Genomic DNA, 26,112 nt, shown 5'->3' on the forward strand with positions numbered 1-26,112 from the left:
CGCCGGCATTCCGCATGCCGACGCTGTCCGGAAACGGCGGACGGCCGGGAGCGGTCAAGCTCCGCGGCCGTCCGGCGATGTGCCGTTCAGGTGGTCGGCGGGGGTGCGTCCGGCGGCGGTGTGCTGCTGCCGGTCGCCGTGTCCCTGTGCGCGAGTCGGCCCATGGCACCCTTGGCCTTGCCCGTGCCCGTGTGGATCTTGCCGCTGTACTTGCCCTTGGTCCGCTGGTCGACGGCCCTGGCGGCCTTGTCGAGGCCGTGATGGACCTGCTCCTCGTGCCGCTGCGCGAAGTCGGAGACCTTGTCCGTGGCCGGGGCGAGTTTGGCTTTCAAATTGTGCATCAGACCCATGCTTCACCTTCCCGCGCGGGGCAGTTACGTGCGGGCGCCCTCGCCGGCCTCACTGTCGGCCGCCTCGTCGGCGGACTGCTGCTTCGGGATTTCGACGCCGTCGTCGGAATCGGCATCGGCCTCGACGGCCTCCGCCGCCGTCGACTCAGCCGCGTTCTCAACCTTGGTCTCGGCTGACCCCTTCGCCTCCGCCGCCTCTTCCGCCGCCGCCTCGGCCGTTGGTGTGTCGGCCTGGGCCTCGGCGGTTGACGCCTCGTCCGTAGCCTTCGACCTCCGGAAAAGTCGTGCGAAAACGCCCATATCCACTCCATACGTTACTCGTGCGGTCGAAATCCCGCGTCGTCCGGTGCGTCCGTTTGCGCCCCCGGGCCGCCGCCTCCGCGAAACCGGCGGCGAGAACCTCGCAACAGGCAACGACCCCGCGCGTGTGCCGTCACGTAACTCGTTCGAGGCCACCCCGTGAGGTTTGCGAGACTGGGGCGGTGAGCAGTGCACCCCTCGCCCCCCGTGTCATCGCCGTAGTCGGACCAACCGCGGCCGGAAAGTCCGATCTGGGCGTCTTTCTCGCCCAGCAGCTCGGGGGTGAGGTCGTCAACGCCGACTCCATGCAGCTCTACCGAGGGATGGACATCGGCACCGCCAAGCTGACGCCCGAGGAGCGCGCGGGCGTGCCGCACCACCTCCTGGACATCTGGGACATCACCGTCACGGCGTCCGTCGCCGAGTACCAGCGGCTCGCGCGGGAGCGGATCGACGCGCTGCTCGCCGAGGGGCGCTGGCCGATCCTGGTCGGCGGCTCGGGGCTGTACGTCCGTGGCGCCGTCGACAATCTGGAGTTCCCCGGCACCGACCCCGCGGTCAGGGCCCGGCTGGAGGAGGAGCTCGCGCTGCGCGGATCCGGCGCGCTGCACGCCCGCCTCGCCGCCGCCGACCCCGACGCCGGGCAGGCGATCCTGCCCAGCAACGGCCGCCGCATCGTCCGTGCTCTTGAGGTGATCGAGATCACCGGCCAGCCGTTCACGGCCAACCTTCCCGGCCATGACTCGATCTACGACACGGTCCAGGTCGGCGTCGACGTGGCCCGGCCCGAGCTGGACGAGCGCATCGCGCGCCGGGTCGACCGGATGTGGGACGCCGGGCTCGTGGACGAGGTCCGCGAGCTGGAGGCGCAGGGGTTGCGCGAGGGGCGTACGGCCTCGCGCGCGCTCGGGTACCAGCAGGTCCTCGCGGCGCTCGCAGGGGAGTGCACGCTGGAAGAGGCACGGAACGAGACCGTACGTGCCACCAAGCGCTTCGCGCGCCGCCAGGATTCATGGTTCAGGCGCGACCCGCGGGTGCACTGGCTCAGTGGGGCTGCGGCAGATCTCACAGAACTTCCGCATCTCGCACTGGCGTTGGTCGAACGACCGGTTACAGCCTGATCACGTGATGGCATCGGGACGCTCCGGCCGTCATCCCGGCCTCCGGCGCCGTGCCATCATCGAGCTTCGATCGACCAAGTGGAGTCCGAGTTGGGAGGGCGCGTGGCGATGGAGGCCAGCCCTCGCGACACCGCACAAGGCACCGAGAACGGCACCGCCGCCCGGGACGAACCGGAGCGGGACGGCGACCGTCTGAGCCCGGACCTGGCCGACGAGACCGAGGGCGGCGTCACCGACGACGGCCCCGAGCCCGAGGAGATGTACGCCGGCGGCCCGGAGGTCGAGGTCGAGCTGCGCCCGCAGCGACGACTGCGTATCTGGCAGCTCGCGCCCATCGTGTCGCTGGCCGCGGTCGGCTCCCTGATGTTCGCGTTCCCGCTGGCCTTCGACTTCGGCGACAGCGGGGCCGTGATCGCCATGCTGGGGCTGCTGATCTGCTCCTGCGCGGCCGGCTGGGGCATGATGGCCGCGCGGCGGGTCGGCTACACCTGGCCCGGGCTGCCGCAGCGGGGCTCCGGGCGCAGACCGGACTGGCGGGTCGTGATCGCCTACGCCCTGGTCGTCGCCGCGATCGTCGTTCTGGCCGTGTGGCGCGTGGCTCGCCTGCGCTGACCCGGTCGCCGGACGGGCTCCCTTTTCGGCTCTGTCATAGCGGCACCGTACGATCGAGGAATGAGCACGCGGATCGCCTTCCTCAAGGGGCACGGCACCGAGAACGACTTCGTGATCGTCCCGGACCCCGAGAACGCCGTCGACCTGCCCCCGACCGCCGTCGCCGCCCTGTGCGACCGCCGCGCGGGCATCGGTGGTGACGGCCTGCTGCACATCGTGCGGTCCGCGGCACACCCCGAGGCCAAGGACATGGCGGCCGAGGCCGAGTGGTTCATGGACTACCGCAACGGCGACGGCTCGATCGCGGAGATGTGCGGCAACGGCGTGCGCGTCTTCGCGCGCTACCTCCAGCACGCCGGACACGTCACCGAGGGGGACCTCGCGGTCGCCACGCGCGGGGGCGTGAAGTCCGTGCACATCGCCAAGGACGGTGACGTGACGGTCGGCATGGGCAAGGCGCTGCTCCCCGAAGGTGACGTCACGGTCAGCGTCGGTGAGCGCAGCTGGCCCGCGCGGAACGTGAACATGGGCAACCCGCACGCGGTCGCCTTCGTGGACGACCTCGCGCACGCCGGCGACCTGTTCTCGCCGCCGCCGTTCAGCCCGGCCTCGGCCTACCCGGACGGTGTCAACGTCGAGTTCGTCGTCGACCGGGCGCCCCGGCACGTCGCGCTGCGCGTGCACGAGCGCGGTGCCGGCGAGACCCGGTCGTGCGGCACGGGCGCGTGCGCCGTCGCCGTGGCCGCCGCGCGGCGGGACGGGGCCGACCCGGTGGTCACCGGCGCCGCCGTGACGTACACCGTCGATGTGCCCGGCGGCACCCTGGTGATCACCGAACGGCCCGATGGTGAGATCGAGATGACCGGCCCCGCGGTGATCGTTGCCGAAGGTGAGATCGACGCGGAGTGGCTGGAAACCGTCGCTCGTTGAGCGGTTCTCGACTCGGCATCAGAGCGGCCCAGTCGGGCCGTGGCCCGGGAACACGGGCGCGGGGATGCTGGGTGCGTTCGAGATCGCGAACGGCGGCTGGCCGTATGGCGCAAAAACGTAAACCCAGCAACCCTCGCTCGAATGGGTGATCCGTTTCACGCTCGGCGAGAGGCGGTCAGTCGCACGTGATGGGCTCGGTAGCATCAAGCACCGGCCCGGACGGGGGAGATGTCGTCGTCCCCTGAGCCGTGTCCGCCATGGGGCACCCCGTTCGCCGGTCCACGCAGCCGGAGGTGCCCATGAGTGCGGAGGCCACGAATCCCGCGACGCCAGGCCCGGTAGCAGGCCCTGTGACGCCTGCCGTGCCTCGCAGGAAGGCCCGCGCACGCATCGACCTGCGCCGCCTCGGCCGGGCTGCGCTGCTCGGCCCCGCCTCGCGCGGCCGACTGCCCGACGCGATCGGCCATGTCGTCGAGGCCCACCGGGCCCACCACCCCGACGCCGCCCTCGAACCCCTGCGCCGCGCCTATGTGCTGGCCGAGTCCTCGCACCGCGGCCAGATGCGCAAGAGCGGGGAGCCGTACATCACGCACCCGCTCGCGGTGACCCTGATTCTCGCCGAACTCGGTGCCGAGACCACGACCTTGACGGCGTCTCTGCTCCACGACACGGTCGAGGACACCGACGTGACGCTGGATCAGGTCGGTGAGCAGTTCGGCGCGGAGGTCCGCTTCCTCGTCGACGGCGTGACCAAGCTGGAGAAGGTCGACTACGGCGCCGCCGCCGAACCCGAGACCTTCCGCAAGATGCTCGTCGCGACCGGCAACGACGTCCGCGTGATGTCGATCAAACTCGCCGACCGGCTGCACAACATGCGCACCCTCGGTGTGATGCGCCCCGAAAAACAGGCCCGCATCGCCAAGGTGACCCGCGACGTCCTCATCCCGCTCGCCGAGCGGCTGGGCGTCCAGGCGCTCAAGACGGAACTTGAGGACCTGGTCTTCGCGATCCTGCACCCGGAGGAGTACGAGCACACACGGGAGTTGATCGTCGGCAACGTCGCGCGCGCCGACGATCCGCTGGCGGAGATGGCCGACGAGATGCGCAAGGTCCTGCGCGAGGCCGACATCCCGGCCGAAGTCCTCATCCGACCCCGGCACTTCGTCTCCGTGCACCGGGTGTCCCGCAAGCGCGGCCGGCTGCGCGGCTCCGACTTCGGGCGGCTGCTGGTCCTGGTGAACGAGGACGCGGACTGTTACGGCGTCCTGGGTGAACTGCACACCTGTATGACGCCGGTCGTCTCGGAGTTCAAGGACTTCATCGCCGTCCCCAAGTTCAACCTGTACCAGTCGCTGCACACGGCAGTCGCCCGCGCGGACGGCCAGGTCGCCGAAGTCCTCATCCGGACCCACCAGATGCACAAGGTCGCCGAGGCCGGCGTCGTGGCGCTCGGCAATCCCTACGCGACCCCCGCGGAGGAGCAGGCAACGTCGAGCGACGGCGAGCGCGCCGACCCCACGCGCCCCGGCTGGCTGTCCCGTCTCCTCGACTGGCAGGAGGCCGCTCCCGACCCGGACACCTTCTGGTCCACGCTGCGTGAGGACCTCGCCCAGGACCGCGAGATCACCGTCTTCCGGCCCGACGGCGGCACCCTCGGCCTGCCCGACGGCGCGACCTGTGTGGACGCCGCCTACGCCCAGTACGGCGAGGACGCGCACGCGTGCATCGGCGCCCGCGTCAACGGCCGCCTGGCGACGCTCAGCACGGTGCTGCGGGACGGCGACACCGTCCAGCTCCTCATGGGCCAGGATCCGGCCTCGGAGCCCTCCAGGGAGTGGCTGGAGCACGCCCACACGCCCGCCGCGCGGATCGCCATCCAGCGGTGGCTGGCCACGCATCCACCGCAGGGCGACGCCGCCGAGGAGCCCGTGACGCAGTTCCGGCCCTCGGCGGAGGAAGCGGCGAGCCCGTCGGCCGACGCGGACGGTCCGGCCGTACGCCTGGCCGCCGAAGGGCCACTCGGGCGGCCCGCAGCCAGCGTCCTCGTCGACCGCCCCGGTGCGACCGTACGCCTCGCCGGTTGCTGCACGCCCGTACCGCCCGACGAGGTCGCCGGGTTCTCCGTGCGCGGAGGAGTGGTGACGGTTCATCGCGTCGAGTGCCCCGCGGTGGCGCGTATGAAGAGCGCCGGGCGCGCGGAGGTCGACGTGCGCTGGGGTGACACCACCGAGTGCCGGGTCACCCTGGTCGCCGAATCGTTCGTTCGCCCTCACCTCCTGGCGGACCTCACCGAAGCCATGGCCCTGGAAGGCGCGGAGATCGTCTCGGCGACGGTCGAGCCCCCGACCCAGCAGCGCGTACGCCACACGTACACGGTCCAACTGCCCGACGCGGCGCTGCTGCCGGGGCTCATGCGGGCGATGCGGAATGTGGCGGGGGTGTACGACGTGACGAGGGCGCAGCCGCAGACGCAGGGGGCGTGAGGGGGCGCGCCAGGGGCGCAGGGTGGGTCGGGCGACGTCGCCTTTCACGCCAGGTCGTCCCTCGGGCAGCCGCACACCGGCCGTTCGCTTGGTGATTCCCCAAAGGCTTGCAATTCCCCAGAGCCTTGCACCCACTTGACATACCCGTTCGAGTGGGCCGGTCGCGCGTCGTCAACGCCGCGTACGCGCGCGCTGATAGCCGTGGTGCATGCTGCTCACCCCCCGCACCGAGGCTCAGCGACCAGTCCCTGGCGCTCCTCGCACCCGTCCCGGATCCTCGAGGCGACACAAGGCGCTCGCGCTGTTCGCCGCAACGGCCTCCTTCGGTCTCCTCGCCGCCAGCGCCCCCGTCACGCCCCTGGGCATCGGTGACCGCCTCTTCCCGAACCTGGGCAACCCCGGCTACGACGTGGCGTCGTACCACCTGTCGTTCCGCTACTCCGGCTCCAACGACAAGCCGCTCCAGGCCGTCACCACCATCGACGCCTGGACGACCAAGGACCTGGAGCGCGTCAACCTGGACTTCGCCCACGGCAAGGTCGAGTCCGTCGAGGTCGACGGGGAGCCGGCGACGTTCCGCAGCGCCGGTGAGGACCTCGTCGTCACGCCCGAGGAGCCGTTGTCCGACGGCAGCTGGACGCAGATCACGGTGCGCCACACCAGCGATCCCGTGTCCGCCAAGGGCCGGGACGGCGGCTGGGTGCAGACCTCGGACGGCCTCGCCATGGCCAACCAGGCCGACGCCGCCCACGTCGTGTTCCCGTGCAACGACCACCCGTCCGACAAGGCGATGTTCACCATCCGGGTCACCGCGCCCAAGGGCTACACCGCCGTCGCCAACGGCCTGCCGACCGGCGTGGACCGCGCGGGCGCCGCTACGACGTGGACGTACCGCACGAGGCACCCCATGGCCACCGAGCTCGCCCAGGTGTCCATCGGCCGCTCCACGGTGGTGCACCGCACCGGCCCGCACGGGCTGCCCCTACGGGACGTGGTGCCCACCAAGGACCGCAAGCAGCTCGAACCCTGGCTGAAGAAGACCCCCGGCCAGATCGCCTGGATGGAGAGCAAGATCGGGCGGTACCCCCTCGAGACGTACGGCCTGCTCATGGCCGACGCCGCCACCGGCTTCGAACTCGAGACCCAGACGCTGTCCCTCTTCGAAAGGGACCTCTTCACCGAGGCCGCCTACCCGAAGTGGTACATCGAGTCGATCATGGTGCACGAGCTGGCGCACCAGTGGTTCGGCGACAGCGTCAGCCCGCGCACCTGGTCCGACCTGTGGCTGAGCGAAGGGCACGCGACCTGGTACGAGGCCCTGTACGCGGCGGAGAAGGCGGACAGGCCGATGGAGGCACGCATGAAGGCCGCGTACGCCGCATCCGACCGGTGGCGTACGGCCGGCGGACCGCCCGCGGCACCCAAGGTGGCAGGCGCCGGCAAGAAGAACGGCATCTTCCGGCCGAACGTCTATGACGGCGCGGCCCTGGTCCTGTACGCCCTCCGTCAGGAGATCGGCGCCTCGGACTTCGAGCAACTGGAGCGCGCCTGGGTGAAGCGCCACAAGGACCGCTCCGCCAGCACAGCGGACTTTGTCGCGCTCGCGGAGGACATCTCCGGACGCCGGCTGGACGGCTTCATGCACGCCTGGCTGTACGGCAAGAAGACCCCGCCGATGCCCGGGCAGCCGGAGTGGAAGTCCGCGGACCCCGAGAAGCCGGCCGCCGGAAAGGCGGCCAAGAAGGCTGGTCCCAAGAAGGCGGGTCCCAAGAAAGCGGCCAACGAATAAGGCGGTGACGAGACGGGCCGTGCCGTGCGACCATTTTCCGGTCGGCACGGCACGGCCCGCGGGAATCTCCCGGGGCGCTCGTGCGTTAGGAGCAGTGACGGACAGGTTTCCGGGCGCCACGGACTCGGTCCGGGACGCCACTGTCACCGCCACCGTCGCCGCACGCGGATTCCCATCGACGTAAGGACCCAATGACCTCCTCTTCTTCCCCTTCCCAGGACACGCAGCGCGCCGCGCACACTTATCCCGAAGGTCTTCGGGCCGATGCCCTGATGGAAGAGGACGTCGCCTGGAGCCACGAGATCGACGGAGAGCGGGACGGCGACCAGTTCGACCGCTCCGACCGCGCGGCTCTGCGTCGCGTGGCAGGCCTCTCCACCGAGCTCGAGGACGTCACCGAGGTCGAGTACCGCCAGCTCCGCCTGGAGCGGGTCGTGCTCGTCGGTGTCTGGACCTCGGGAACCGTGCGGGACGCGGACAACTCCCTCGCGGAGCTCGCCGCCCTCGCGGAGACCGCCGGCGCGCTGGTGCTCGACGGCGTGACCCAGCGCCGCGACAAGCCCGACGCGGCCACCTACATCGGCTCCGGCAAGGCCGAGGAGCTGCGGGACATCGTGCTGGAAACCGGCGCCGACACCGTCATCTGCGACGGTGAACTCAGCCCGGGCCAGCTCATCCACCTCGAAGACGTCGTCAAGGTCAAGGTCATCGACCGTACGGCCCTGATCCTGGACATCTTCGCCCAGCATGCCAAGTCCCGAGAGGGCAAGGCACAGGTCGCGCTCGCGCAGATGCAGTACATGCTGCCGAGGCTGCGAGGCTGGGGTCAGTCGCTGTCCCGGCAGATGGGCGGCGGCAAGGGCGGCGGGCTCGCCACCCGTGGTCCCGGTGAGACCAAGATCGAGACTGACCGGCGACGGATCCGCGAGAAGATGGCGAAGATGCGCCGTGAGATCGCGGAGATGAAGACCGGCCGCGAAATCCAGCGCCAGGTGCGCCGGCGCAACAAGGTGCCGTCGGTCGCCATCGCGGGCTACACCAACGCGGGCAAGTCGTCGCTGCTCAACCGCCTCACGGGCGCGGGCGTGCTGGTCGAGAACGCCCTGTTCGCGACCCTCGACCCGACCGTGCGCCGGGCCGAGACCCCGGGCGGAAGGCTCTACACGCTGGCCGACACCGTCGGCTTCGTACGACACCTGCCGCACCACCTGGTCGAGGCGTTCCGCTCCACGATGGAGGAGGTCGGCGCGTCCGACCTGATCCTGCACGTGGTGGACGGTTCGCACCCGAACCCGGAGGAGCAGCTGGCCGCCGTGCGCGAGGTGATCAGGGACGTCGGCGCCACCGACGTACCGGAGATCGTCGTGATCAACAAGGCGGACGCGGCCGACCCGCTGACGCTGCAGCGGCTGCTGCGGATCGAGACGCGTTCCATCGCGGTCTCGGCCCGCACGGGCAAGGGCATGGACGAGCTGCTCGCGCTGATCGACAACGAGCTGCCCCGCCCGTCCGTCGAGATCGAGGCGCTCGTGCCGTACACGCACGGCAAGCTGGTCGCCCGCGCCCACACCGAGGGTGAGGTGATCTCCGAGGAGCACACCCCGGAGGGCACGCTGCTCAAGGTGCGGGTGCACGAGGAGCTGGCGGCGGATCTCGCGCCATACGTTCCGGCGGCGACCGCCTGAGCCGTCACAAGCCGACCGCCGGAGCCGCCGTGGAACAGCGGCCGTGGTTGACCTGACAACGCCGAAGGCCCGCCCCCTGTCGCAGGGGAGCGGGCCTTCAGTGCGTGTCCGTGTCCGTGCCTGCCGTCACCGACCGCCGTACGCCCTGCTCATGTGCTGGTACACCGCCTCGGCGCCCGCACCCAGCTGCGGGCCCGCGAGCCAGGTGTTGTCCTCAGGGCCGATCGAGGTGTTCGACACCAACTCCGTCTCGCCGTTCACGACACGGAACCAGCCGCCGCCCGACGAACCGCCGGTCATGGTGCAGCCGATGCGGTACATCGTCGGCAGGGCCGGGCTGAGCGAGAACCGGCCGGGCTGGTCGAGGCACTTGAACATCTGCAGACCGTTGTACGGAGGCGCCGCCGGGTAGCCCCAGGCGCCCATCGTGCCGGCCTCGGTCGCTGCCGGGGCCGAGAAGTCCACGTCGAGTGCGGCGCCGACCGTCTCCTCGAGCGACTTGGAGCCCTGCTCCGGCTTCACATGCAGCACGGAGTAGTCGTACGCGGCACCCGCACCGCCCGTCTCCGAGCCGCCCTGGATCCACTCGTTCGACGTCGAGACCCAGTCGGCCCACCAATTGCCGTACGGGGCGACCTCCGCGGGCGCGGCGTTGTCCAGCTGCGCCTCGGACTTGCCGAGGTCGTTGTAAGACGGGACGAAGACGATGTTGCGGTACCAGCCGCCCTTGCCGCCGGCGTGCACGCAGTGACCGGCCGTCCAGACCAGGTTGGACTTGCCGGGGTGGTTCACGTCCTTGACGACCGTGCCGGAGCAGACGGCCGGACCGTCGGGGGAGTCGAAGAAGACCTTGCCGACGGCGGCCGCGTTGTCGTGGTACGGCGTCTTCTCGGCCGTGGCCTGGACGGGCGCCGGTTCCGGGTCACTCACGCCCTGGTCGGCCGAGGCGTCCTGCGTGGTGACCGTCTTGTTGGCCTCCTTCGCGGACTGCATCCGCTCAGGCTTCCAGAGGCCCTCGATCACCGGGTTGACGAAGTCCTGGGCCTCGCTGAGCCACTTGTCCTTGTCCCAGTCCCTCCAGCCACCGGTGGTCCACTTGTCGACATCGATTCCGTGCTTCTCGAGCTTGTCCGCGATGTCGGCCGGGATCTGGATCTTGCCGTCGCCGAGTCCGGCTGCCTGGGACGCGGCAGCGTCGGCCTGGTCGCTCGCCGCACCCTCCTCCGAACCGTCACAGGCGGTCGCGGTGAGCGCCAGGACGGCCACGAGGCCGGTGGCGGCGAGGACGGAGCGCCGTCCTCTGCGTGGAGCTGCGGACGTAGGTGTGGAATGCATGGTGCGGTAAACCCCCGTTGGAACGTGCTGTGCCGTAGTGCCGTAGTGCCTGATGGCAGGTGCGGGTCGCGGTGGTCCGTGCACTGCACGCTCTCGCGTGGACCCTCGGACGCGACACCCCACTATGCCCGGGGAGTTGAGGGCGTACGGAGGTGAGGCGGTGAAGGTTTCTTCCCACCGCTCCACTGCTCCGCCGCCCCCCGCGTCCACCGCCGTCGGTGCCTACGGTGCCGTCACGGCCCGACTTCCGGCCGACATCACTGACCGGTGAACTTGTCGCTCATCCTGTCGAAGATGCCCTTGGCCTCCTTGCCCAGCCGCGGACCCGCCAGCCAGCCCGCATCCACCGGGCCGATGGAGGTGTTGGAGACGAGTGCCGGCTTGCCGTCCGAGCCCGTCGCGACCCAGCCGCCACCGGACGAACCGCCGGTCATGGTGCAGCCGATGCGGTACATCGTCGGGTCCGACGCCTTGAGCGACAGCCGGCCCGGCTTGTCCTGGCACTGGTACAGCTTCTCGCCGTCGAACGGCGCAGCGGCCGGATAGCCGATCGCCTTGATGCTCTCCACCTCAGGGACGGCCGGAGCGTTGAAGTCCACCGGCAGGGCCGAACCGACCGTCTCCTCCAGAGACTTGCCGTTGCTGCCCTCCTCCGGCTTCACATGCAGCACCGCGAAGTCGTACGAGGCGCCGTCGCCGCCGGTCGCACCGCCCTGCGCGATCCACTGGTCGGAGGTCTGCGCCCAGTCGGCCCACCAGACGCCGAACGGAGCGACCTGCTCCCGGGTTGCGCCCTTGCGCTCGGTGGCCGACATGTCGTCGTTGTTGTACGACGGCACGAACGCGATGTTGCGGTACCAGCCGCCGCTCTTGCCCGCGTGCACGCAGTGGCCGGCCGTCCACACCATGTTGGACTTGCCGGGGTTGGCCGGGTCCTGCACGACCGTCGCCGAGCAGACCATCGTGCCCTCGGGGGAGTCGAAGAACACCTTGCCCGCCTCGGGCGCGTTGGCGTGGTACGCGGGCGGCACGGCCTGAGCCTCCACGGGCTCCGGCGTCGGGTCGGTCACACCCTGGTCACCGGAAAGGTCACTTTCGTCGACGCCCCGGTCCGGGTCCTGGGCGTCCCGCATACGGTCCGGGTCCCACAAGCCCTCGATGATCGGGTTGATGTAGTCCTGCGCCTCGCGGAGCCAGTCGTCCCTGTCCCACTTCTTCCAGGCGCCGTCCTTCCACTTGTCGATGTCGATCCCGTGCTCTTTGAGCTTGTCCTTGATGTCGTCCGGGATCGTGATCTCGCCTTCGCCACCGGCCGCAGCGGACGCGGTGGCACCGCTGCCTGCCTCGGCGTCGCCCGAGTCGCAGGCCGTGGCGGTGAGGGCCAGCGCAGCGGCGAGCGCGACCACGGGCAGTGGGGAGGTTCTGCGGCGCGCGCTCCTCCCTCGGCGAGCGGTGAACGACGGCCGTATCGATCGCATGATCTGACTCCCCCTGGGGTGACGGTACTTGGCGCTGTCGCCGTGCACTTCCGCTGATCACCAGCGGTTCCGGCGTGATGTCACGGCGCGTTGGGACGGCACCACACACTATGCGCTCGCTGTGGGGGACTTCCGACGGAACGGCAACGGTTCCGTCACGGCAAGGATCTTGAAGCAACCCGTAACCCGGTGAACGGTCCGCGGTTGGTAGCCGTGGGGACCTGCTGTCTGTGAGCGGTCCCCTGTGCTCGGTTCCCCGGAGTTTCGAGTGGACGCTCGCGGGGCTTCGTATGTCGGGTCGGGCGAGGATGCGACACACCTGCTCGCCCTGGACAGCGGGAGGACAGGGAGCCATGGCCGTGACCGAATCTGTGCGCGGGGGTACGTCCGACTCGGCGGGGGCATCCGCCGTGCACGAGGGGATCCTGCGGCGACAGTCTGCGCGCGAGTCATCGGCGCGCACTTACGCTCGCGCCCTGCCGATCGTGCCCGTGCGGGCACGCGGGCTGACCATCGAGGGGGCGGACGGCCGCCGTTACCTGGACTGCCTCTCCGGCGCCGGGACGCTGGCGCTCGGACACAACCATCCCGTGGTGCTGGAGGCCATCCGCAAGGTCCTGGACTCGGGCGCACCACTGCACGTCCTCGACCTGGCTACGCCCGTCAAGGACGCCTTCATCACCGAGCTGTTCCGGACCCTGCCGCCCGGTCTCGCCGACCACGCACGCGTGCAGTTCTGCGGACCGGCCGGAACCGACGCGGTGGAGGCCGCCTTCAAGCTCGTCCGGGCCGCGACCGGACGGACCGGGATGCTCGCCTTCAGCGGCGCCTACCACGGGATGACCGCGGGAGCGCTCGAAGCATCCGGAGGCGCCTTCGACGTACGCGTCGCGCGCCTGCCGTACCCCCAGGACTACCGCTGCCCCTTCGGCGTCGGCGGCGAACACGGTGCCGAACTCGCCGCCCGCTGGACCGAGTCCGTCCTCGACGACCCGAAGTCGGGCGTACCACGCCCCGCAGGGATGATTCTCGAACCGGTGCAGGGTGAGGGCGGAGTCATCCCCGCCCCCGACGCGTGGCTGCGGCGCATGAGGCAGATCACCTCTGACCGCTCCATCCCGCTGATCGCCGACGAGGTCCAGACCGGGGTCGGGCGCACCGGTTCCTTCTGGGCGGTGGAGCACGGCGGCGTCACCCCCGACGTCATGGTCCTCTCCAAGGCCATCGGCGGCAGCCTGCCCCTGGCCGTCATCGTCTACCGCGACGAACTCGACGCCTGGCAACCCGGCGCCCACGCCGGCACGTTCCGAGGCAACCAACTCGCCATGGCCGCCGGAACAGCGACACTCGCGTACGTCCGTGAAAACCGTCTCGCCGAGCGCGCGGCCGAATTGGGCTCGCGGATGTTGCGGCAACTCCAGGGGCTTGCCGCGGAGTTCGCGTGCGTCGGGGATGTGCGGGGCAGGGGGCTCATGATCGGGGTCGAGGTCGTGGAGCCACAGGGCGAAGCCCCGGTGGACGAGGGGCGGTCGGCGATCCTGGCGGCACTTGAAGCGCGGAGCGATCTTGGCTGGACTGGCGGTGGGGCAGGCGGTCTCGCGGGTCTCGACCCCGCCCGGAACGCGGGCGGATTCCCGGAGGGCGTCGCCCTTGACGGCGGAGGAGAGGGGGCGGCGACACCGCGGGACCCGGACCGCCATCCCCGTCCCGCCGCCCCCGAACTCGCTGTCGCCATCCAACAGGAGTGCCTGCGCCGTGGCCTGATCGTCGAACTCGGCGGCCGCCACTCCAGCGTCGTACGGCTCCTTCCGCCCCTGACCATCAGCGATGAGCAGGCGGCCGCGGTTCTTGACCGGTTGGCCGACGCGGTGGAGGCGGTGTCCCGCGGTCCCATCGGGCACGCCGGCCGTCACCGTGGTTACACCGGTCACGCCGGTCATACCGACCGTGATCGGACGCATCAGCCGCACTCGAGCCACCGGCAGCACGGTGACCGAGGCGACCGCGCCGGGTAGCGCGGTCGGGGATATGGGCACGCCGATTTCTTCCGGGCCCCATACTCTCGCCTCGGTGACCCTCGAACGACCCACTCCCGAGCGATCCGTTGCTTCCCGTTGGAACCTCGCCGCCATCTGACACACCCCCTCCAACCGCGCCCCGTTGGAAACGCAGGCCTTCCACGCCGCGCCCAACCTCACTGCAAGAACACGGCCGTCGCCGCACAGCCGGACCCACTTCAAGAGGACCAGCCTTGACCACCATCCCCGCACCAGACGGCCACACGGATACCGGCAAGCGAGGCTCCTCCGCCTCACCGCTCTCCCAGCAAGTGCCGCCCACGTCTTATGCGGGAGGCGCCCGGCAGGGAGGGGGCGAGGGCGCACCGGAGGAACGAGTGCCGGCACAGGCAGTTCGAGAGGAGCGGGCAGCCCTGTGTGCGCCGATGGAGGAAGGTGCCTCGGCCGCCGAGCGTCTGCATGGCGACGACACCCTTGACCTCCTTGAACATCCCGACCCTCACATCGCAGCGCAGGCCGCCGCCGTGGAGAACCTGCTCCGCTGCTGGGTGCGTGAGACAAACCTCCCGGCACCCGACACAGGGACCCTCCGAATCCCCTTGCCCGCTACTGGCACAGCCCTGCAGGTCCCCGTCGGCTACTGGTCGCCTACGGGGTGGCACCGCTTCGGCCTCCCGCACCTGGCCGACGCACCGGCCCAGTGCCCGCCGACGGACGCGGTCACCCTCGCCGCACTGCTCACCAGGGAGACGCTCGGGGCGCTGAGTCCTGCGGCCGCGGTCGCGGACGCCGACCCGTCAAGACCTTTCCCCGTGCCCCCGATCTCTGCCGCACCCCCCTCGACCTCTACCGCGCCGTTGGCCACTGCGGCACCTCGGATCGCTGCCACCCCTCTGATCTCTGCCTCACCTTCTGCCTCCGCCGCACCCCCGACCTCCTCCACACCGCCGACCCACCGCGCCTCCAATTCCCCCGCCTCTCCGACGCCCACAGTCCTGACCGGCCCTGCGATCTCCGTCGCGACTGACCTCGGCGCCCGTGTCGCCGACTCTGTCCGGCGAACCGTCACCTTCATCAGTGAGCGTCGTGCAAACCCCGCCGACAGCCCCGACCTGTTCCTCGCGGCCGAGCAGGCCCTCCTGCTCGGACACCCGCTCCACCCGACGCCGAAGAGCCGAGAGGGTCTCTCCGAAGCCGAAGCGCACCCGTACTCACCCGAGTTGCGCGGCTCTTTCCCTTTGCACTGGCTTGCTGTCGCTCCCTCTCTGCTCACTGCCGACTCGGCCTGGACCGAACGTGGCCGTGTTGTTCCCGCCGTCCAGCTCACGTGCCGACTCGCCGACCCTGAACTGTCATTGCCCGACGGCTACGCGGCTCTGCCCCTGCACCCTTGGCAGCTGCGCGAGGTCCGGCACCGCCCGGAGATCGCGGCGCTGCTCGATGCCGGACTGCTCCAGGACCTCGGCGACGGCGGCGCCCGGTGGCATCCAACCTCCTCCGTACGAACCGTCTACAGGTCCGGTGCCCCCGCCATGCTCAAGCTGTCGCTCGGCCTACGGATCACCAACTCCCGCCGTGAGAACCTCCGCAAGGAACTGCACCGAGGCGTCGAGGTTCACCGACTGCTGCGCAGTGGCCTCTCCACGCAATGGCAGTCCGAGCACCCAGGCTTTGACATCGTTCGCGACCCGGCATGGATCGCCATCGACGGGCCGGATGGCGTCCCGGTGGCCGGTCTCGACGTGATGATCCGGCACAACCCGTTCCGACCTTCCGACGACGTGTCCTGTGTAGCCGGACTCGTCGCACCCCGGTACGCAGGGCCCGACACCGCGACAGGCCGACCCTCCTCGGAGAGGAAGCCGCTGCGATCCCGCTTGGCTGAGCTCGTCACGCGTCTCGCCGACCGAACAGGCCGCCCTAGTGGTGCCGTTGCCGCCGAGTGGTTCCTGCGCTACCTCGAACAGGTTGTCCGCCCCGTGCTGTGGCTGGACTCGGAGGCCGGAGTCGCACTGGAAGCACATCAGCAGAACACGCTGCTCGTGCTGGACGATGACGGCTGGCCTTCGGGATGCCGGTACCGCGACAACCAGGGTTACTACTTTCGTGAGTCCCGGCGTGCGGCACTCGACGCCCGGCTGTCCGGCATCGGCGAGCACAGCGAGACCTTCGTCTCGGACGAAGTGACCGACGAGCGCTTCGCGTACTACCTCGCGATCAACAACGTGTTCGGCCTCATCGGAGCGTTCGGCTCCCAGCGTCTGGCCGACGAGCGGCTGTTGCTCGCCGCCTTCCGCCGCTTCCTCCGCGAAGTGGCCTCCGGCCCTACCCGACTCCGAACCTCACTACCTGCCCACCTGCTCGATTCACCGGTTCTGCGCTGCAAGGCCAATCTGCTGACCCGGCTGCACGGCCTCGACGAACTCGTCGGCCCGGTCGACACCCAGTCCGTGTATGTCTCCATCGCCAACCCCCTGCATTCCTGACCACTGACCACTGACCACTGACCATTGACCTCGCCCGAGCCCTTCGACGCACTGCATTTCCGAGTCCGACCTCACCTCCGATCACGGTCCCCCTCCCTCGCTGGGCTTTTGTACCCCGACATCGCCTCCGGCTGTCACCAACACCTTTCATCCCTGAGGAACGTGCCTCACCCCACCTCTGAGAGGAGCGTCGCCGTGCCTCCCACCGACGCGAGTGCCGATGCCGGTACTGCCCCCATCACTGACATTGGCATCGCCATGAGCCTGGGTTCCCGCAACGGCCGTATCGCCGAGGCGAGCTTGAGCGCAGACGGTGAGGACACGCTGGACATGCGCCTGCCCGACGAGTTCGTCGCACTCTTCGCGGACGACCCCGGTGCCCTGGGGGAGCGGAACCCGGGCGCAGGCGCGGCCCCCCTCGCCTCAGATCCAGATCTCCCGAACGCCGACGACCTGCTGGACCACGTTGCCGAATGGGGGCCGATCAGCACACCTGCAGGAGTGCTTCACCTCGTTCCCGTGCGCATCGAGCGCGACCTCCCGATCATTGATCAGTGGATGAACGACCCCGCCATTGCCGCGTTCTGGGGGCTGGCCGGGCCTCAGAACGCGACCGAGGAGCACCTGCGGTCCCATCTCTCCGGCGACGGACGCAGCGTTCCGTGCCTGGGCCTGCTCGACGGCACGCCGATGAGCTATTGGGAGCTCTACCGAGCCGATCTCGACCCGCTCGCCCGGCACTATCCAGCTCGACCCCACGACACCGGACTCCATCTCCTCATCGGTGCCGCCGGCGACCGCGGGCGAGGGCTGGGCGGCACCCTCCTCCGAGCCGTTGCCGACCTGGTCCTCGACAAGCGGCCCGCCTGCGCTCGCATGGTCGCCGAACCCGACATTCGCAACACCCCTTCCATCGCCGCGTTCCTGAGCGCCGGTTTTCGGTTCTCCGCCGAGATCGATCTGCCCTTCAAGAGGGCTGCCCTCATGGTGAGAGACCGGAGCCTGCGCCATCTGCTGTGACGCCGTGTCGCGGCGTCATCACAATTGGTACACCGGCCGAGCCGATCTGGTTCCCACGCGGCTCTGACTCGCAGCCGAACCGCCAGCCCCTTGGAAACTCGGATCCGTCTCACGGAGCGATGGGCTGCAGCAGTCCTACCTGGCGACTCCGCCCCCAACCCGGGCGCGGTCGAACACGCCTGCTCTGAGCCGCTCCGTGGCCGAAAGCCCTCGCCGTACCCGGTCGGTCCGAGCGCAGTCGAAGCGGCCTGACTGCAATCGAATCGCTCCGGTCGCAAACGAGTCGCCCCGGTCGCAACCGAACCATCCTGACCACGGCTGAACCGGCCGCACCCTCATTCGCACAGCATCTGACGGCAATCGAACCAACCCGACACCCACCCGAACCGATCCGATCCCCACCGAGGAAGCCCCGGTCTTGATCCCGACCCCGGCCCCCACCGTGATCGCCCGTTTGTCAGTGCCTGGCCGTAGGGTGGTCACGCTATGACGAAGCCCCCACTCCCCGAACTCCTGCATGCTGCCGTCACTGCCGTCGGCGGTACGGAGCGCCCCGGCCAGGTGACCATGGCCGAATCCGTCGCGGAGGCGATCGACGGCGGTTCCCATCTGCTGGTCCAGGCCGGCACCGGTACGGGAAAGTCGCTCGGCTACCTCGTGCCCGCGCTCGCGCAGGGGGAGCGCGTCGTCGTGGCGACGGCCACCCTGGCCCTGCAACGCCAGCTCGTGGAGCGGGACCTGCCGCGCACGGTCGACGCACTGCACCCGCTGCTGCGCCGTCGCCCCGAGTTCGCGATGCTCAAGGGCAGGTCGAACTACCTTTGCCTGCACCGCTTGCACGAGGGCGTTCCGCAGGATGAGGACGAAGGGCTCTTCGACCAGTTCGAGGCGGCCGCGCCGACCAGCAAGCTGGGGCAGGACCTACTGCGGTTGCGCGACTGGTCGGACGAGACGGAGACGGGTGATCGCGACGATCTGACGCCCGGTGTGTCCGACCGGGCCTGGGGCCAGGTGTCGGTGTCGTCGCGGGAGTGCCTGGGCGCATCGAAGTGTGCGTACGGCGCCGAGTGCTTTGCCGAGATGGCCCGTGAGCGGGCCAAGCTCTCGGAGGTCGTGGTCACCAACCACGCGCTGCTCGCGATCGACGCCATCGAGGGCGCCCCCGTCCTCCCGCAGCACGAGGTCCTGATCGTCGACGAGGCACACGAGCTGGTCTCCCGGGTCACCGGGGTCGCCACTGGCGAGCTCACGCCCGGCCAGGTCAACCGCGCGGTGCGCCGCGCCGCAAAGCTCGCCAACGAGAAGGCCGCCGACCAGCTCCAGACTGCTGCCGAGGGCTTCGAGCGGCTGATGGAGCTCGCCCTGCCGGGCCGCCTGGAGGAGATCCCGGAGGACCTCGCCTACGCCCTCATGGCGTTGCGGGACGCCTGCCGTACCGTCATCTCCGCGATCGGCGCGACCCGCGACAAATCCGTGCAGGACGAGGACGCGGTCCGCAAGCAGGCGCTGGCCTCGGTCGAATCCGTGCACGACGTCGCGGAGCGGATCACGAACGGCTCCGAATGGGATGTCGTCTGGTATGAGCGTCACGATCGTTTCGGTGCGTCCCTGCGGGTGGCCCCGATGTCCGTGTCTGGCCTGCTGCGGGAGAAGCTCTTCGCGGACCGTTCCGTCGTCCTGACCTCAGCGACTCTGAAGCTTGGCGGCGACTTCAACGGCGTCGGCGCCTCACTGGGCCTCGCTCCCGAGGGCACGGAGGGCGATGACCTTCCGCAGTGGAAGGGCGTGGATGTCGGCTCGCCCTTCGAGTACCCCAAGCAGGGCATTCTGTATGTCGCCCAGCACCTGTCGCGCCCAGCGCGGGACGGCGACCGAGTGGACATGCTCGACGAGCTGACCGAACTGATCCAGGCGGCCGGCGGTCGCACGCTGGGCCTGTTCTCCTCGATGCGTGCCGCCCAGCTGGCCGCCGAGGAGCTTCGCTCCCGCATCCCCGAGTTCCCGATCCTCCTGCAGGGCGAGGAGACGCTCGGTGAGCTGATCAAGAACTTCGCGGCCGACCCGCAGACCTGCCTCTTCGGCACGCTGTCCCTCTGGCAGGGCGTCGATGTGCCCGGCCCCAGTTGTCAGCTGGTCGTCATGGACAAGATCCCGTTCCCGCGCCCGGACGACCCGCTGATGAGCGCGCGCCAGAAGGCGGTGGAGGACGCCGGCGGCAATGGCTTCATGGCGGTGGCCGCCACTCACGCGGCGCTGCTGATGGCTCAGGGCGCCGGCCGTCTCGTACGGGCGTCGGGGGATCGAGGCGTGGTCGCGGTACTGGACCAGCGGCTGGCCACGGCCCGGTACGGGAGCTACCTGAAGGCGTCACTGCCTGACTTCTGGTACACCACGGACCGTAACCAGGTTCGAAAGTCGCTGGCCGCGATCGATGCAGTGGCGAAGAAGGCAGAGGCAGAAAAACAGCCGCAGTGATGGCGGCACAGCCCGGGTGAAGATCGGGGGTTAGCCTGTCGCGCGCCGCGACAGGCTAACCCCCGATCAAGAGTCCGCAGACGGCGGGGTTCCCACACCGCACAGGATGAGACAGCGGCGGTAGGTCTGAAGCGGTGCGAAGGGCGTCACGGGACAGCACAGGGCCCCGGAACCGGCGCAGGGGTCCCGGGGCCCGGTCAGGGGGCGCCGCCTTCGGCTTCGCCCGCCGCGGCCGTCACACGCGCCGCAGCACTGCCACCACCTTGCCCAGGATGGTCGCGTCGTCGCCGGGAATCGGCTCGTACGCAGCGTTGTGCGGGAGGAGCCACACGTGGCCGTCCTCACGCTTGAAGCGCTTGACGGTGGCCTCGCCGTCGAGCATGGCGGCGACGATGTCGCCGTTCTCCGCGACCGGCTGGCGCCTGACCGTGACCCAGTCGCCGTCGCAGATGGCGGCCTCGATCATCGAGTCACCGACGACCTTCAGGACGAAGAGCTCGCCGTCGCCGACCAGCTGCCGGGGGAGGGGGAAGACGTCCTCGACCGACTCCTCAGCGAGGATCGGTCCACCGGCGGCGATGCGGCCGACCAGCGGCACGTACGACGCGGCGGGCTTGCCTGTGGTGTCCGTGGGCTGCACGGAGGCGGCCTGGTCGGAGCCTCGCACTTCGTACGCGCGCGGGCGGTGCGGGTCGCGGCGCAGGAATCCCTTGCGCTCCAGTGCCATCAGCTGGTGGGCGACCGAGGACGTGCTGGACAGGCCGACCGCCTGGCCGATCTCCCGCATCGACGGCGGATAGCCACGCCGCTGCACGGAATCCCTGATGACTTCGATCACGCGGCGCTGCCGGTCGGTGAGCCCTGAACTGTCCGCCCGGATGCCGGGAGGTCGGCCCGGCAGGGAGCGCTTGTGTCCCTCGGGACTCATGGCTTCGTTCATCGCATGCACCGGCTCGAGTCGGCCCTGGGAGCGGTCCTGGGCAGTGATGGTGGCACTGTCTGCGGTGGTGGTCACGTCGGCCCCTCTCGATGGTCTCCCTGCTGCACAACGGTAGTTGCTTTCGAAAGGTTGCGCCAAACACACGTTCGAGTGAAAAATCGCGAATCACCTGACGTGATCGTGTGTCTGGGTGTATGGCTGACGTGCTGCCCGACGGGCAAAAGGGGCCATTGTTGTACCCTTCACCGCCGAGATGACGACCTCGTAGGTTGTTGCCCCAGTCTGCCATCCGGGATCGGATCAACCTGGAACCGACCCTCATCTGTGCGGGAGTCCCACGTCCCCTCCGTGTGGCGCTCACGGTATCTCCGTATGTGTCGTGGGGATACGGCCGTGCGCCAAGTGCGCGGCGCGCCGGTCCGTCCGTACGGGACCTGGCAATGTCTGAGCGACACGCGCGTGTGGTGTCGATGTATGAGCCAATCCCCACATCTAGTGGTTGGATTGCAGCAGCAGCCCAGAAGTTGTGGTCCCCCCGGTCTTCGACCGCTCAGAGATCGCCTATGCTTGGGGCTGCTTCGCGGGGCCCATGAGGTCCAGCGAGGCTATTGAGTCTGCTGTGAGGAGGGTTGGGAGTTATGCACTGCCCCTTCTGCAGGCACCCCGACAGTCGCGTCGTCGACAGCCGTACGACCGACGACGGCACGTCGATCCGCAGGCGCCGCCAGTGTCCTGACTGCTCCCGTCGTTTCACGACCGTGGAGACCTGCTCGCTGATGGTGATCAAGCGGTCCGGAGTCACCGAGCCATTCAGTCGTACCAAGGTCATCAACGGCGTGCGCAAGGCATGCCAGGGACGGCCTGTCACCGAGGACGCGCTCGCCCAGCTCGGCCAACGGGTCGAGGAGGCGGTGCGGGCCACCGGAAGTGCCGAGCTGACCACCCACGACGTGGGGCTGGCCATACTCGGCCCGTTGCAGGAGCTCGACCTCGTCGCCTATCTGCGATTCGCCTCCGTCTACCGGGCGTTTGACTCGCTTGAGGACTTCGAGGCCGCGATCGCCGAACTCAGGCTGGCGACGGGACGCATCGCCGCGGACGACGACGATCGCGAGGGCGACGCACGCGCAGTCACGGGGGGCCGGGAGGACGACCGCGGGTCCGGAGGGACTGCACAAGTCCCCGTGCCCGCCAACGCCGCCGACTGAGGGCGAGCCGGACCCGGTCCTCGGACCTCCGGATCCGGCCGCGAGGCGGCGACAGAAGACCTGCTGCGGGTGGCAATCCGACGGTGCCCGCAGCACCAGACAGAACACCGTGCCACGGGGAACATCGAGGCACTTCAGGGCGTTTTAGCCCGTACAGGGAGGCGGCATGACAGAGACGGCGAGCGGTCCGGCACGGAGTTCCCGCGCCAAGGGCACCAAGGCGACCAAGGGACTGCGTATCGAGCGCATCCACACCACCCCCGGCGTGCACCCGTACGACGAGGTGGCCTGGGAGCGCCGTGACGTCGTCATGACCAACTGGCGCGACGGCTCGGTCAACTTCGAGCAGCGCGGCGTGGAGTTCCCCGACTTCTGGTCGGTGAACGCGGTCAACATCGTCACCAGCAAGTACTTCCGCGGTGCCGTCGGCACCCCGCAGCGCGAGGTCAGCCTCAAGCAGCTGATCGACCGCATCGTGAAGACGTATCGGAAGGCCGGCGAGGACTACAAGTACTTTGCCTCGCCCGCCGACGCCGAGATCTTCGAGCACGAGCTGGCGTACGCCCTCCTGCACCAGATCTTCAGCTTCAACAGCCCCGTCTGGTTCAACGTGGGCACCCCGCAGCCCCAGCAGGTCTCCGCCTGCTTCATCCTGGCCGTCGACGACTCCATGGAGTCGATCCTCGACTGGTACAAGGAAGAGGGGATGATCTTCAAGGGCGGCTCCGGTGCCGGCCTGAACCTCTCCCGCATCCGCTCCTCCAAGGAGCTGCTGTCGTCCGGCGGCAACGCCTCCGGTCCGGTCTCCTTCATGCGCGGCGCCGACGCCTCCGCAGGAACGATCAAGTCGGGTGGCGCCACCCGGCGCGCCGCCAAGATGGTCATCCTCGACGTCGACCACCCCGACATCGAGGACTTCATCCAGACCAAGGTCAAGGAAGAAGAGAAGATCCGCGCGCTCCGTGACGCGGGCTTCGACATGGACCTGGGCGGCGACGACATCACGTCGGTCCAGTACCAGAACGCCAACAACTCGGTCCGTGTGAACGACACGTTCATGAAGGCAGTAGAGACGGGCGGCAAGTTCGGCCTCACCTCCCGTATGACCGGCGAGGTCATCGAAGAGGTCGACGCCAAGGCCCTGTTCCGCAAGATGGCCGAGGCCGCCTGGGCCTGCGCCGACCCCGGCATCCAGTACGACGACACCATCAACCACTGGCACACGTGCCCGGAGTCCGGCCGTATCAACGGCTCGAACCCCTGCAGCGAGTACATGCACCTGGACAACACGTCCTGCAACCTTGCCTCGCTGAACCTGATGAAGTTCCTGAAGGACGACGGCAAGGGCAACCAGTCCTTCGAGGTCGAGCGCTTCGCGAAGGTCGTCGAGCTGGTCATCACCGCGATGGACATCTCCATCTGCTTCGCGGACTTCCCGACGCAGAAGATCGGTGAGAACACGCGCGCGTTCCGCCAGCTCGGCATCGGCTACGCCAACCTCGGCGCCCTGCTGATGGCGACCGGTCACGCGTACGACTCGGACGGCGGCCGCGCGCTCGCCGGTGCCATCACCTCGCTGATGACCGGCACGTCGTACAAGCGTTCCGCCGAACTCGCGGCGGTCGTGGGCCCGTACGACGGGTACGCCCGCAACGCCCAGCCGCACCTGCGCGTCATGAAGCAGCACGCCGACGCCAACACCGCGGCCGTCCGCATGGACGACCTGGACACGCCGGTCTGGGCCGCGGCCACGGAGGCCTGGCAGGACGTGCAGCGCCTTGGTGAGAAGAACGGTTTCCGTAACTCCCAGGCGTCCGTCATCGCCCCGACCGGCACCATCGGTCTGGCGATGTCCTGCGACACCACCGGTCTTGAGCCCGACCTCGCCCTGGTCAAGTTCAAGAAGCTCGTCGGCGGCGGCTCGATGCAGATCGTCAACGGCACCGTCCCGCAGGCCCTGCGCCGCCTGGGCTACCAGGAGGAGCAGATCGAGGCGATCGTCGCCCACATCGCCGACCACGGCAATGTCGTCGACGCCCCGGGCCTCAAGCACGAGCACTACGAGGTGTTCGACTGCGCCATGGGCGAGCGCTCCATCTCCGCGATGGGCCACGTCCGCATGATGGCTGCGATCCAGCCGTGGATCTCCGGCGCCCTGTCCAAGACGGTCAACATGCCGGAGTCGGCGACCGTCGAGGAGGTCGAGGAGATCTACTTCGAGGCCTGGAAGATGGGCGTCAAGGCGCTCGCCATCTACCGCGACAACTGCAAGGTCGGCCAGCCGCTCTCCGCCAAGACCAAGGAGAAGGAGAAGACCGAGATCACGGAGAAGGCCGAGGCCGCCATCCGTGAGACGGTCGAGAAGGTCGTCGAATACCGCCCGGTCCGCAAGCGCCTCCCGAAGGGCCGTCCCGGCATCACGACGTCCTTCACCGTCGGTGGCGCCGAGGGCTACATGACCGCCAACTCCTACCCGGACGACGGTCTCGGTGAGGTCTTCCTGAAGATGTCCAAGCAGGGTTCGACTCTCGCGGGCATGATGGACGCCTTCTCGATCGCCGTCTCGGTGGGTCTGCAGTACGGCGTGCCGCTGGAGACGTACGTCTCGAAGTTCACGAACATGCGCTTCGAGCCGGCCGGCATGACGGACGACCCGGACGTGCGGATGGCGCAGTCGATCGTCGACTACATCTTCCGCCGCCTGGCGCTCGACTTCCTGCCGTTCGAGACGCGCTCCGCGCTCGGCATCCACTCCGCCGAGGAGCGTCAGCGTCACCTGGAGACCGGTTCGTACGAGGCCGGCGATGACGAGGTGGACGTCGAGGGCCTGGCCCAGTCGGCGCCCCGCGCGCAGGAGCTGAAGGCCGTCGCCACGCCGAAGGCCGAGGTCGAGGCGGCCAAGCCCGCTCCGCAGCAGGCGCACACCAGCGCCGAGTTGGTGGAGATGCAGCTGGGCATCCAGGCCGACGCCCCGCTTTGCTTCTCCTGCGGCACGAAGATGCAGCGGGCCGGCTCGTGCTACATCTGCGAGGGCTGCGGCTCGACCAGCGGCTGCAGCTGAGGCCGATCAGAGGTGTGGCCCCGATGAGTCGGGCAGCCTCTGAGGTGCATTGACGAGAGTCCCGTGAGGGGGGCGCCGACCACGTGTCGGCGCCCCCCTTCGCGTGGGACCCTCTTCCGCCGGATGCACCGACGAGCGCACGAGCGACGCTCAGGGACGGCGGGCCTTGCCCATCGCCTCCGTGAACGTCGCCGGGTCGTCCTCGAAACCGTGGATGCCGGAGCGGAACTCCCACGTGCTCGATCCCTCGCGTACGAACTCCGCGACCGTGGCCGCCGTCGACCCGAGGACGCCGCCGAAGTCGTCCTCGGCCATGACGGTGTAGCCCTCGCGGATGCGCAGGGCCGGATTGATGACACTGACGAAGGTGCGCTGCGCGGGGCGCTGCTGGATCGCGACACCGACGATCACACGCGCGTACCGGACGTCGAGCCTGTCCAGCTCCACGGTCAGGACCTCGTCCCAGCCGAAGCCCTTGCCGTCCTGACTGTCCCGGTTGAGATAGATGGTGCCGTCGGGAGAGCGGCTGTCGAAATGCACCACGTAGGCCGGATCGCCGTACGGATCGCTCGCCAGATAGGTTGCGGCGACGAGATCCAGGTCGGTGGGCGGATCACCCGCCGGACTCGGATCCCACTTGAGCGAGATCTCGACTTTCCGGATCCCCTTGTTGATGGCGTTCACCGGGCTTCCCCTTCCCCGTTGTGCTTGTGGCTCAGCCTGAACTGCCCAGCAGGCAAGGCCGGTTGCCCATCCTGCCACGCGTGCGGCAACGTACGCCGAAGAGCTCTCCTGTCGAGCGTGACCGGCGCCACGCCCCG

The 26,112-nt window shown here is 69.3% G+C and carries 18 protein-coding genes; 12 read left to right on the plus strand and 6 right to left on the minus strand.

The window, feature by feature from the left end; all coding sequences use genetic code 11:
* Window positions 1-86: 86 nt before the first annotated feature.
* Both ACZ7L5_RS00210 and ACZ7L5_RS00215 read right to left on the minus strand, forming a co-directional pair.
* Entirely contained in the window at window positions 87-350 is a 264-nt protein-coding gene (locus tag ACZ7L5_RS00210) for an antitoxin (RefSeq protein ID WP_471513071.1), read from the minus strand.
* 24 nt (window positions 351-374) lie between these two features.
* Complete coding sequence (locus ACZ7L5_RS00215) at window positions 375-650, minus strand: hypothetical protein (protein WP_471513072.1); 276 nt, start codon at window positions 648-650, stop codon at window positions 375-377.
* A 182-nt stretch (window positions 651-832) separates the two neighbouring features.
* Between ACZ7L5_RS00215 and miaA the strand changes: the two genes are divergently transcribed.
* The 6 genes from miaA (at window position 833) to hflX (ending at window position 9,270) form a co-directional block, all read left to right on the plus strand.
* Window positions 833-1,771, plus strand: a complete 939-nt coding sequence (gene miaA / locus ACZ7L5_RS00220) for a tRNA (adenosine(37)-N6)-dimethylallyltransferase MiaA (RefSeq protein WP_471513074.1) — start codon at window positions 833-835, stop codon at window positions 1,769-1,771.
* 108 nt (window positions 1,772-1,879) lie between these two features.
* Window positions 1,880-2,383: a hypothetical protein gene (locus tag ACZ7L5_RS00225; RefSeq protein ID WP_328884299.1), complete on the plus strand. Its 504-nt coding sequence runs from the start codon at window positions 1,880-1,882 to the stop codon at window positions 2,381-2,383.
* 60 nt (window positions 2,384-2,443) lie between these two features.
* Entirely contained in the window at window positions 2,444-3,313 is an 870-nt protein-coding gene (gene dapF / locus ACZ7L5_RS00230) for a diaminopimelate epimerase (protein ID WP_471513076.1), read from the plus strand.
* A gap of 299 nt (window positions 3,314-3,612) precedes the next feature.
* Entirely contained in the window at window positions 3,613-5,796 is a 2,184-nt protein-coding gene (locus tag ACZ7L5_RS00235; RefSeq protein ID WP_471513078.1) for a RelA/SpoT family protein, read from the plus strand.
* A 208-nt stretch (window positions 5,797-6,004) separates the two neighbouring features.
* Window positions 6,005-7,585: a M1 family metallopeptidase gene (locus ACZ7L5_RS00240; protein ID WP_471513080.1), complete on the plus strand. Its 1,581-nt coding sequence runs from the start codon at window positions 6,005-6,007 to the stop codon at window positions 7,583-7,585.
* A 191-nt stretch (window positions 7,586-7,776) separates the two neighbouring features.
* Window positions 7,777-9,270 (plus strand): GTPase HflX, encoded by a 1,494-nt coding sequence (hflX, locus tag ACZ7L5_RS00245; RefSeq protein WP_471513082.1) that lies wholly within the window; start codon window positions 7,777-7,779, stop codon window positions 9,268-9,270.
* Window positions 9,271-9,396: 126 nt separating this feature from the next.
* Here the strand turns inward: hflX and ACZ7L5_RS00250 are convergent, their stop codons facing one another.
* Window positions 9,397-10,605, minus strand: coding sequence for a trypsin-like serine peptidase (locus ACZ7L5_RS00250; RefSeq protein WP_471513084.1), 1,209 nt, complete (start codon window positions 10,603-10,605; stop codon window positions 9,397-9,399).
* A 257-nt stretch (window positions 10,606-10,862) separates the two neighbouring features.
* A complete protein-coding gene (locus ACZ7L5_RS00255) occupies window positions 10,863-12,083 on the minus strand; it encodes a trypsin-like serine peptidase (protein WP_471513086.1) in 1,221 nt (406 codons plus the stop codon).
* 353 nt (window positions 12,084-12,436) lie between these two features.
* On the opposite strand from ACZ7L5_RS00255, the gene ACZ7L5_RS00260 reads away from it, so the two are divergent.
* The 4 genes from ACZ7L5_RS00260 (at window position 12,437) to ACZ7L5_RS00275 (ending at window position 20,082) form a co-directional block, all read left to right on the plus strand.
* Window positions 12,437-14,098: a diaminobutyrate--2-oxoglutarate transaminase family protein gene (locus ACZ7L5_RS00260; RefSeq protein ID WP_471513088.1), complete on the plus strand. Its 1,662-nt coding sequence runs from the start codon at window positions 12,437-12,439 to the stop codon at window positions 14,096-14,098.
* 428 nt (window positions 14,099-14,526) lie between these two features.
* The gene (locus tag ACZ7L5_RS00265; protein ID WP_471513089.1) at window positions 14,527-16,587 is read left to right on the plus strand and encodes an IucA/IucC family protein; all 2,061 of its coding nucleotides are present in this window, start codon (window positions 14,527-14,529) and stop codon (window positions 16,585-16,587) included.
* A gap of 195 nt (window positions 16,588-16,782) precedes the next feature.
* Window positions 16,783-17,607, plus strand: a complete 825-nt coding sequence (locus ACZ7L5_RS00270; RefSeq protein WP_471513091.1) for a GNAT family N-acetyltransferase — start codon at window positions 16,783-16,785, stop codon at window positions 17,605-17,607.
* 486 nt (window positions 17,608-18,093) lie between these two features.
* Window positions 18,094-20,082, plus strand: coding sequence for an ATP-dependent DNA helicase (locus ACZ7L5_RS00275; RefSeq protein WP_471513093.1), 1,989 nt, complete (start codon window positions 18,094-18,096; stop codon window positions 20,080-20,082).
* Between the two features lie 235 nt (window positions 20,083-20,317).
* Here ACZ7L5_RS00275 and lexA read toward each other — a convergent pair whose 3' ends face one another.
* A complete protein-coding gene (gene lexA, locus ACZ7L5_RS00280; protein ID WP_328878695.1) occupies window positions 20,318-21,097 on the minus strand; it encodes a transcriptional repressor LexA in 780 nt (259 codons plus the stop codon).
* A 563-nt stretch (window positions 21,098-21,660) separates the two neighbouring features.
* Here lexA and nrdR point away from each other — a divergent pair.
* Window positions 21,661-22,230, plus strand: a complete 570-nt coding sequence (nrdR, locus tag ACZ7L5_RS00285; RefSeq protein ID WP_471513095.1) for a transcriptional regulator NrdR — start codon at window positions 21,661-21,663, stop codon at window positions 22,228-22,230.
* 166 nt (window positions 22,231-22,396) lie between these two features.
* Window positions 22,397-25,291 carry a vitamin B12-dependent ribonucleotide reductase gene (locus ACZ7L5_RS00290; RefSeq protein WP_471513097.1) on the plus strand — a complete coding sequence of 965 codons (2,895 nt, stop codon included), beginning with the start codon at window positions 22,397-22,399 and terminating at the stop codon, window positions 25,289-25,291.
* A 150-nt stretch (window positions 25,292-25,441) separates the two neighbouring features.
* On the opposite strand, the gene ACZ7L5_RS00295 is transcribed toward ACZ7L5_RS00290, so the two are convergent.
* The gene (locus ACZ7L5_RS00295) at window positions 25,442-26,053 is read right to left on the minus strand and encodes a TerD family protein (protein ID WP_471513099.1); all 612 of its coding nucleotides are present in this window, start codon (window positions 26,051-26,053) and stop codon (window positions 25,442-25,444) included.
* Window positions 26,054-26,112 lie beyond the last annotated feature (59 nt).

Source organism: Streptomyces sp. NPDC107528, from assembly GCF_055639295.1.

What these genes read in the sequence shown, in the direction of transcription:
- ACZ7L5_RS00210 (WP_471513071.1), bottom strand. Translation starts at nt 350, where the DNA reads ATGGGTCTGATGCACAATTTGAAAGCCAAACTCGCCCCGGCCACGGAC.
- ACZ7L5_RS00215 (WP_471513072.1), bottom strand. Translation starts at nt 650, where the DNA reads ATGGGCGTTTTCGCACGACTTTTCCGGAGGTCGAAGGCTACGGACGAG.
- ACZ7L5_RS00225 (WP_328884299.1), top strand. Translation starts at nt 1,880, where the DNA reads ATGGAGGCCAGCCCTCGCGACACCGCACAAGGCACCGAGAACGGCACC.
- dapF (WP_471513076.1), top strand. Translation starts at nt 2,444, where the DNA reads ATGAGCACGCGGATCGCCTTCCTCAAGGGGCACGGCACCGAGAACGAC.
- ACZ7L5_RS00235 (WP_471513078.1), top strand. Translation starts at nt 3,613, where the DNA reads ATGAGTGCGGAGGCCACGAATCCCGCGACGCCAGGCCCGGTAGCAGGC.
- ACZ7L5_RS00240 (WP_471513080.1), top strand. Translation starts at nt 6,005, where the DNA reads ATGCTGCTCACCCCCCGCACCGAGGCTCAGCGACCAGTCCCTGGCGCT.
- hflX (WP_471513082.1), top strand. Translation starts at nt 7,777, where the DNA reads ATGACCTCCTCTTCTTCCCCTTCCCAGGACACGCAGCGCGCCGCGCAC.
- ACZ7L5_RS00250 (WP_471513084.1), bottom strand. Translation starts at nt 10,605, where the DNA reads ATGCATTCCACACCTACGTCCGCAGCTCCACGCAGAGGACGGCGCTCC.
- ACZ7L5_RS00255 (WP_471513086.1), bottom strand. Translation starts at nt 12,083, where the DNA reads ATGCGATCGATACGGCCGTCGTTCACCGCTCGCCGAGGGAGGAGCGCG.
- ACZ7L5_RS00260 (WP_471513088.1), top strand. Translation starts at nt 12,437, where the DNA reads ATGGCCGTGACCGAATCTGTGCGCGGGGGTACGTCCGACTCGGCGGGG.
- ACZ7L5_RS00265 (WP_471513089.1), top strand. Translation starts at nt 14,527, where the DNA reads ATGGAGGAAGGTGCCTCGGCCGCCGAGCGTCTGCATGGCGACGACACC.
- ACZ7L5_RS00275 (WP_471513093.1), top strand. Translation starts at nt 18,094, where the DNA reads ATGACGAAGCCCCCACTCCCCGAACTCCTGCATGCTGCCGTCACTGCC.
- nrdR (WP_471513095.1), top strand. Translation starts at nt 21,661, where the DNA reads ATGCACTGCCCCTTCTGCAGGCACCCCGACAGTCGCGTCGTCGACAGC.
- ACZ7L5_RS00290 (WP_471513097.1), top strand. Translation starts at nt 22,397, where the DNA reads ATGACAGAGACGGCGAGCGGTCCGGCACGGAGTTCCCGCGCCAAGGGC.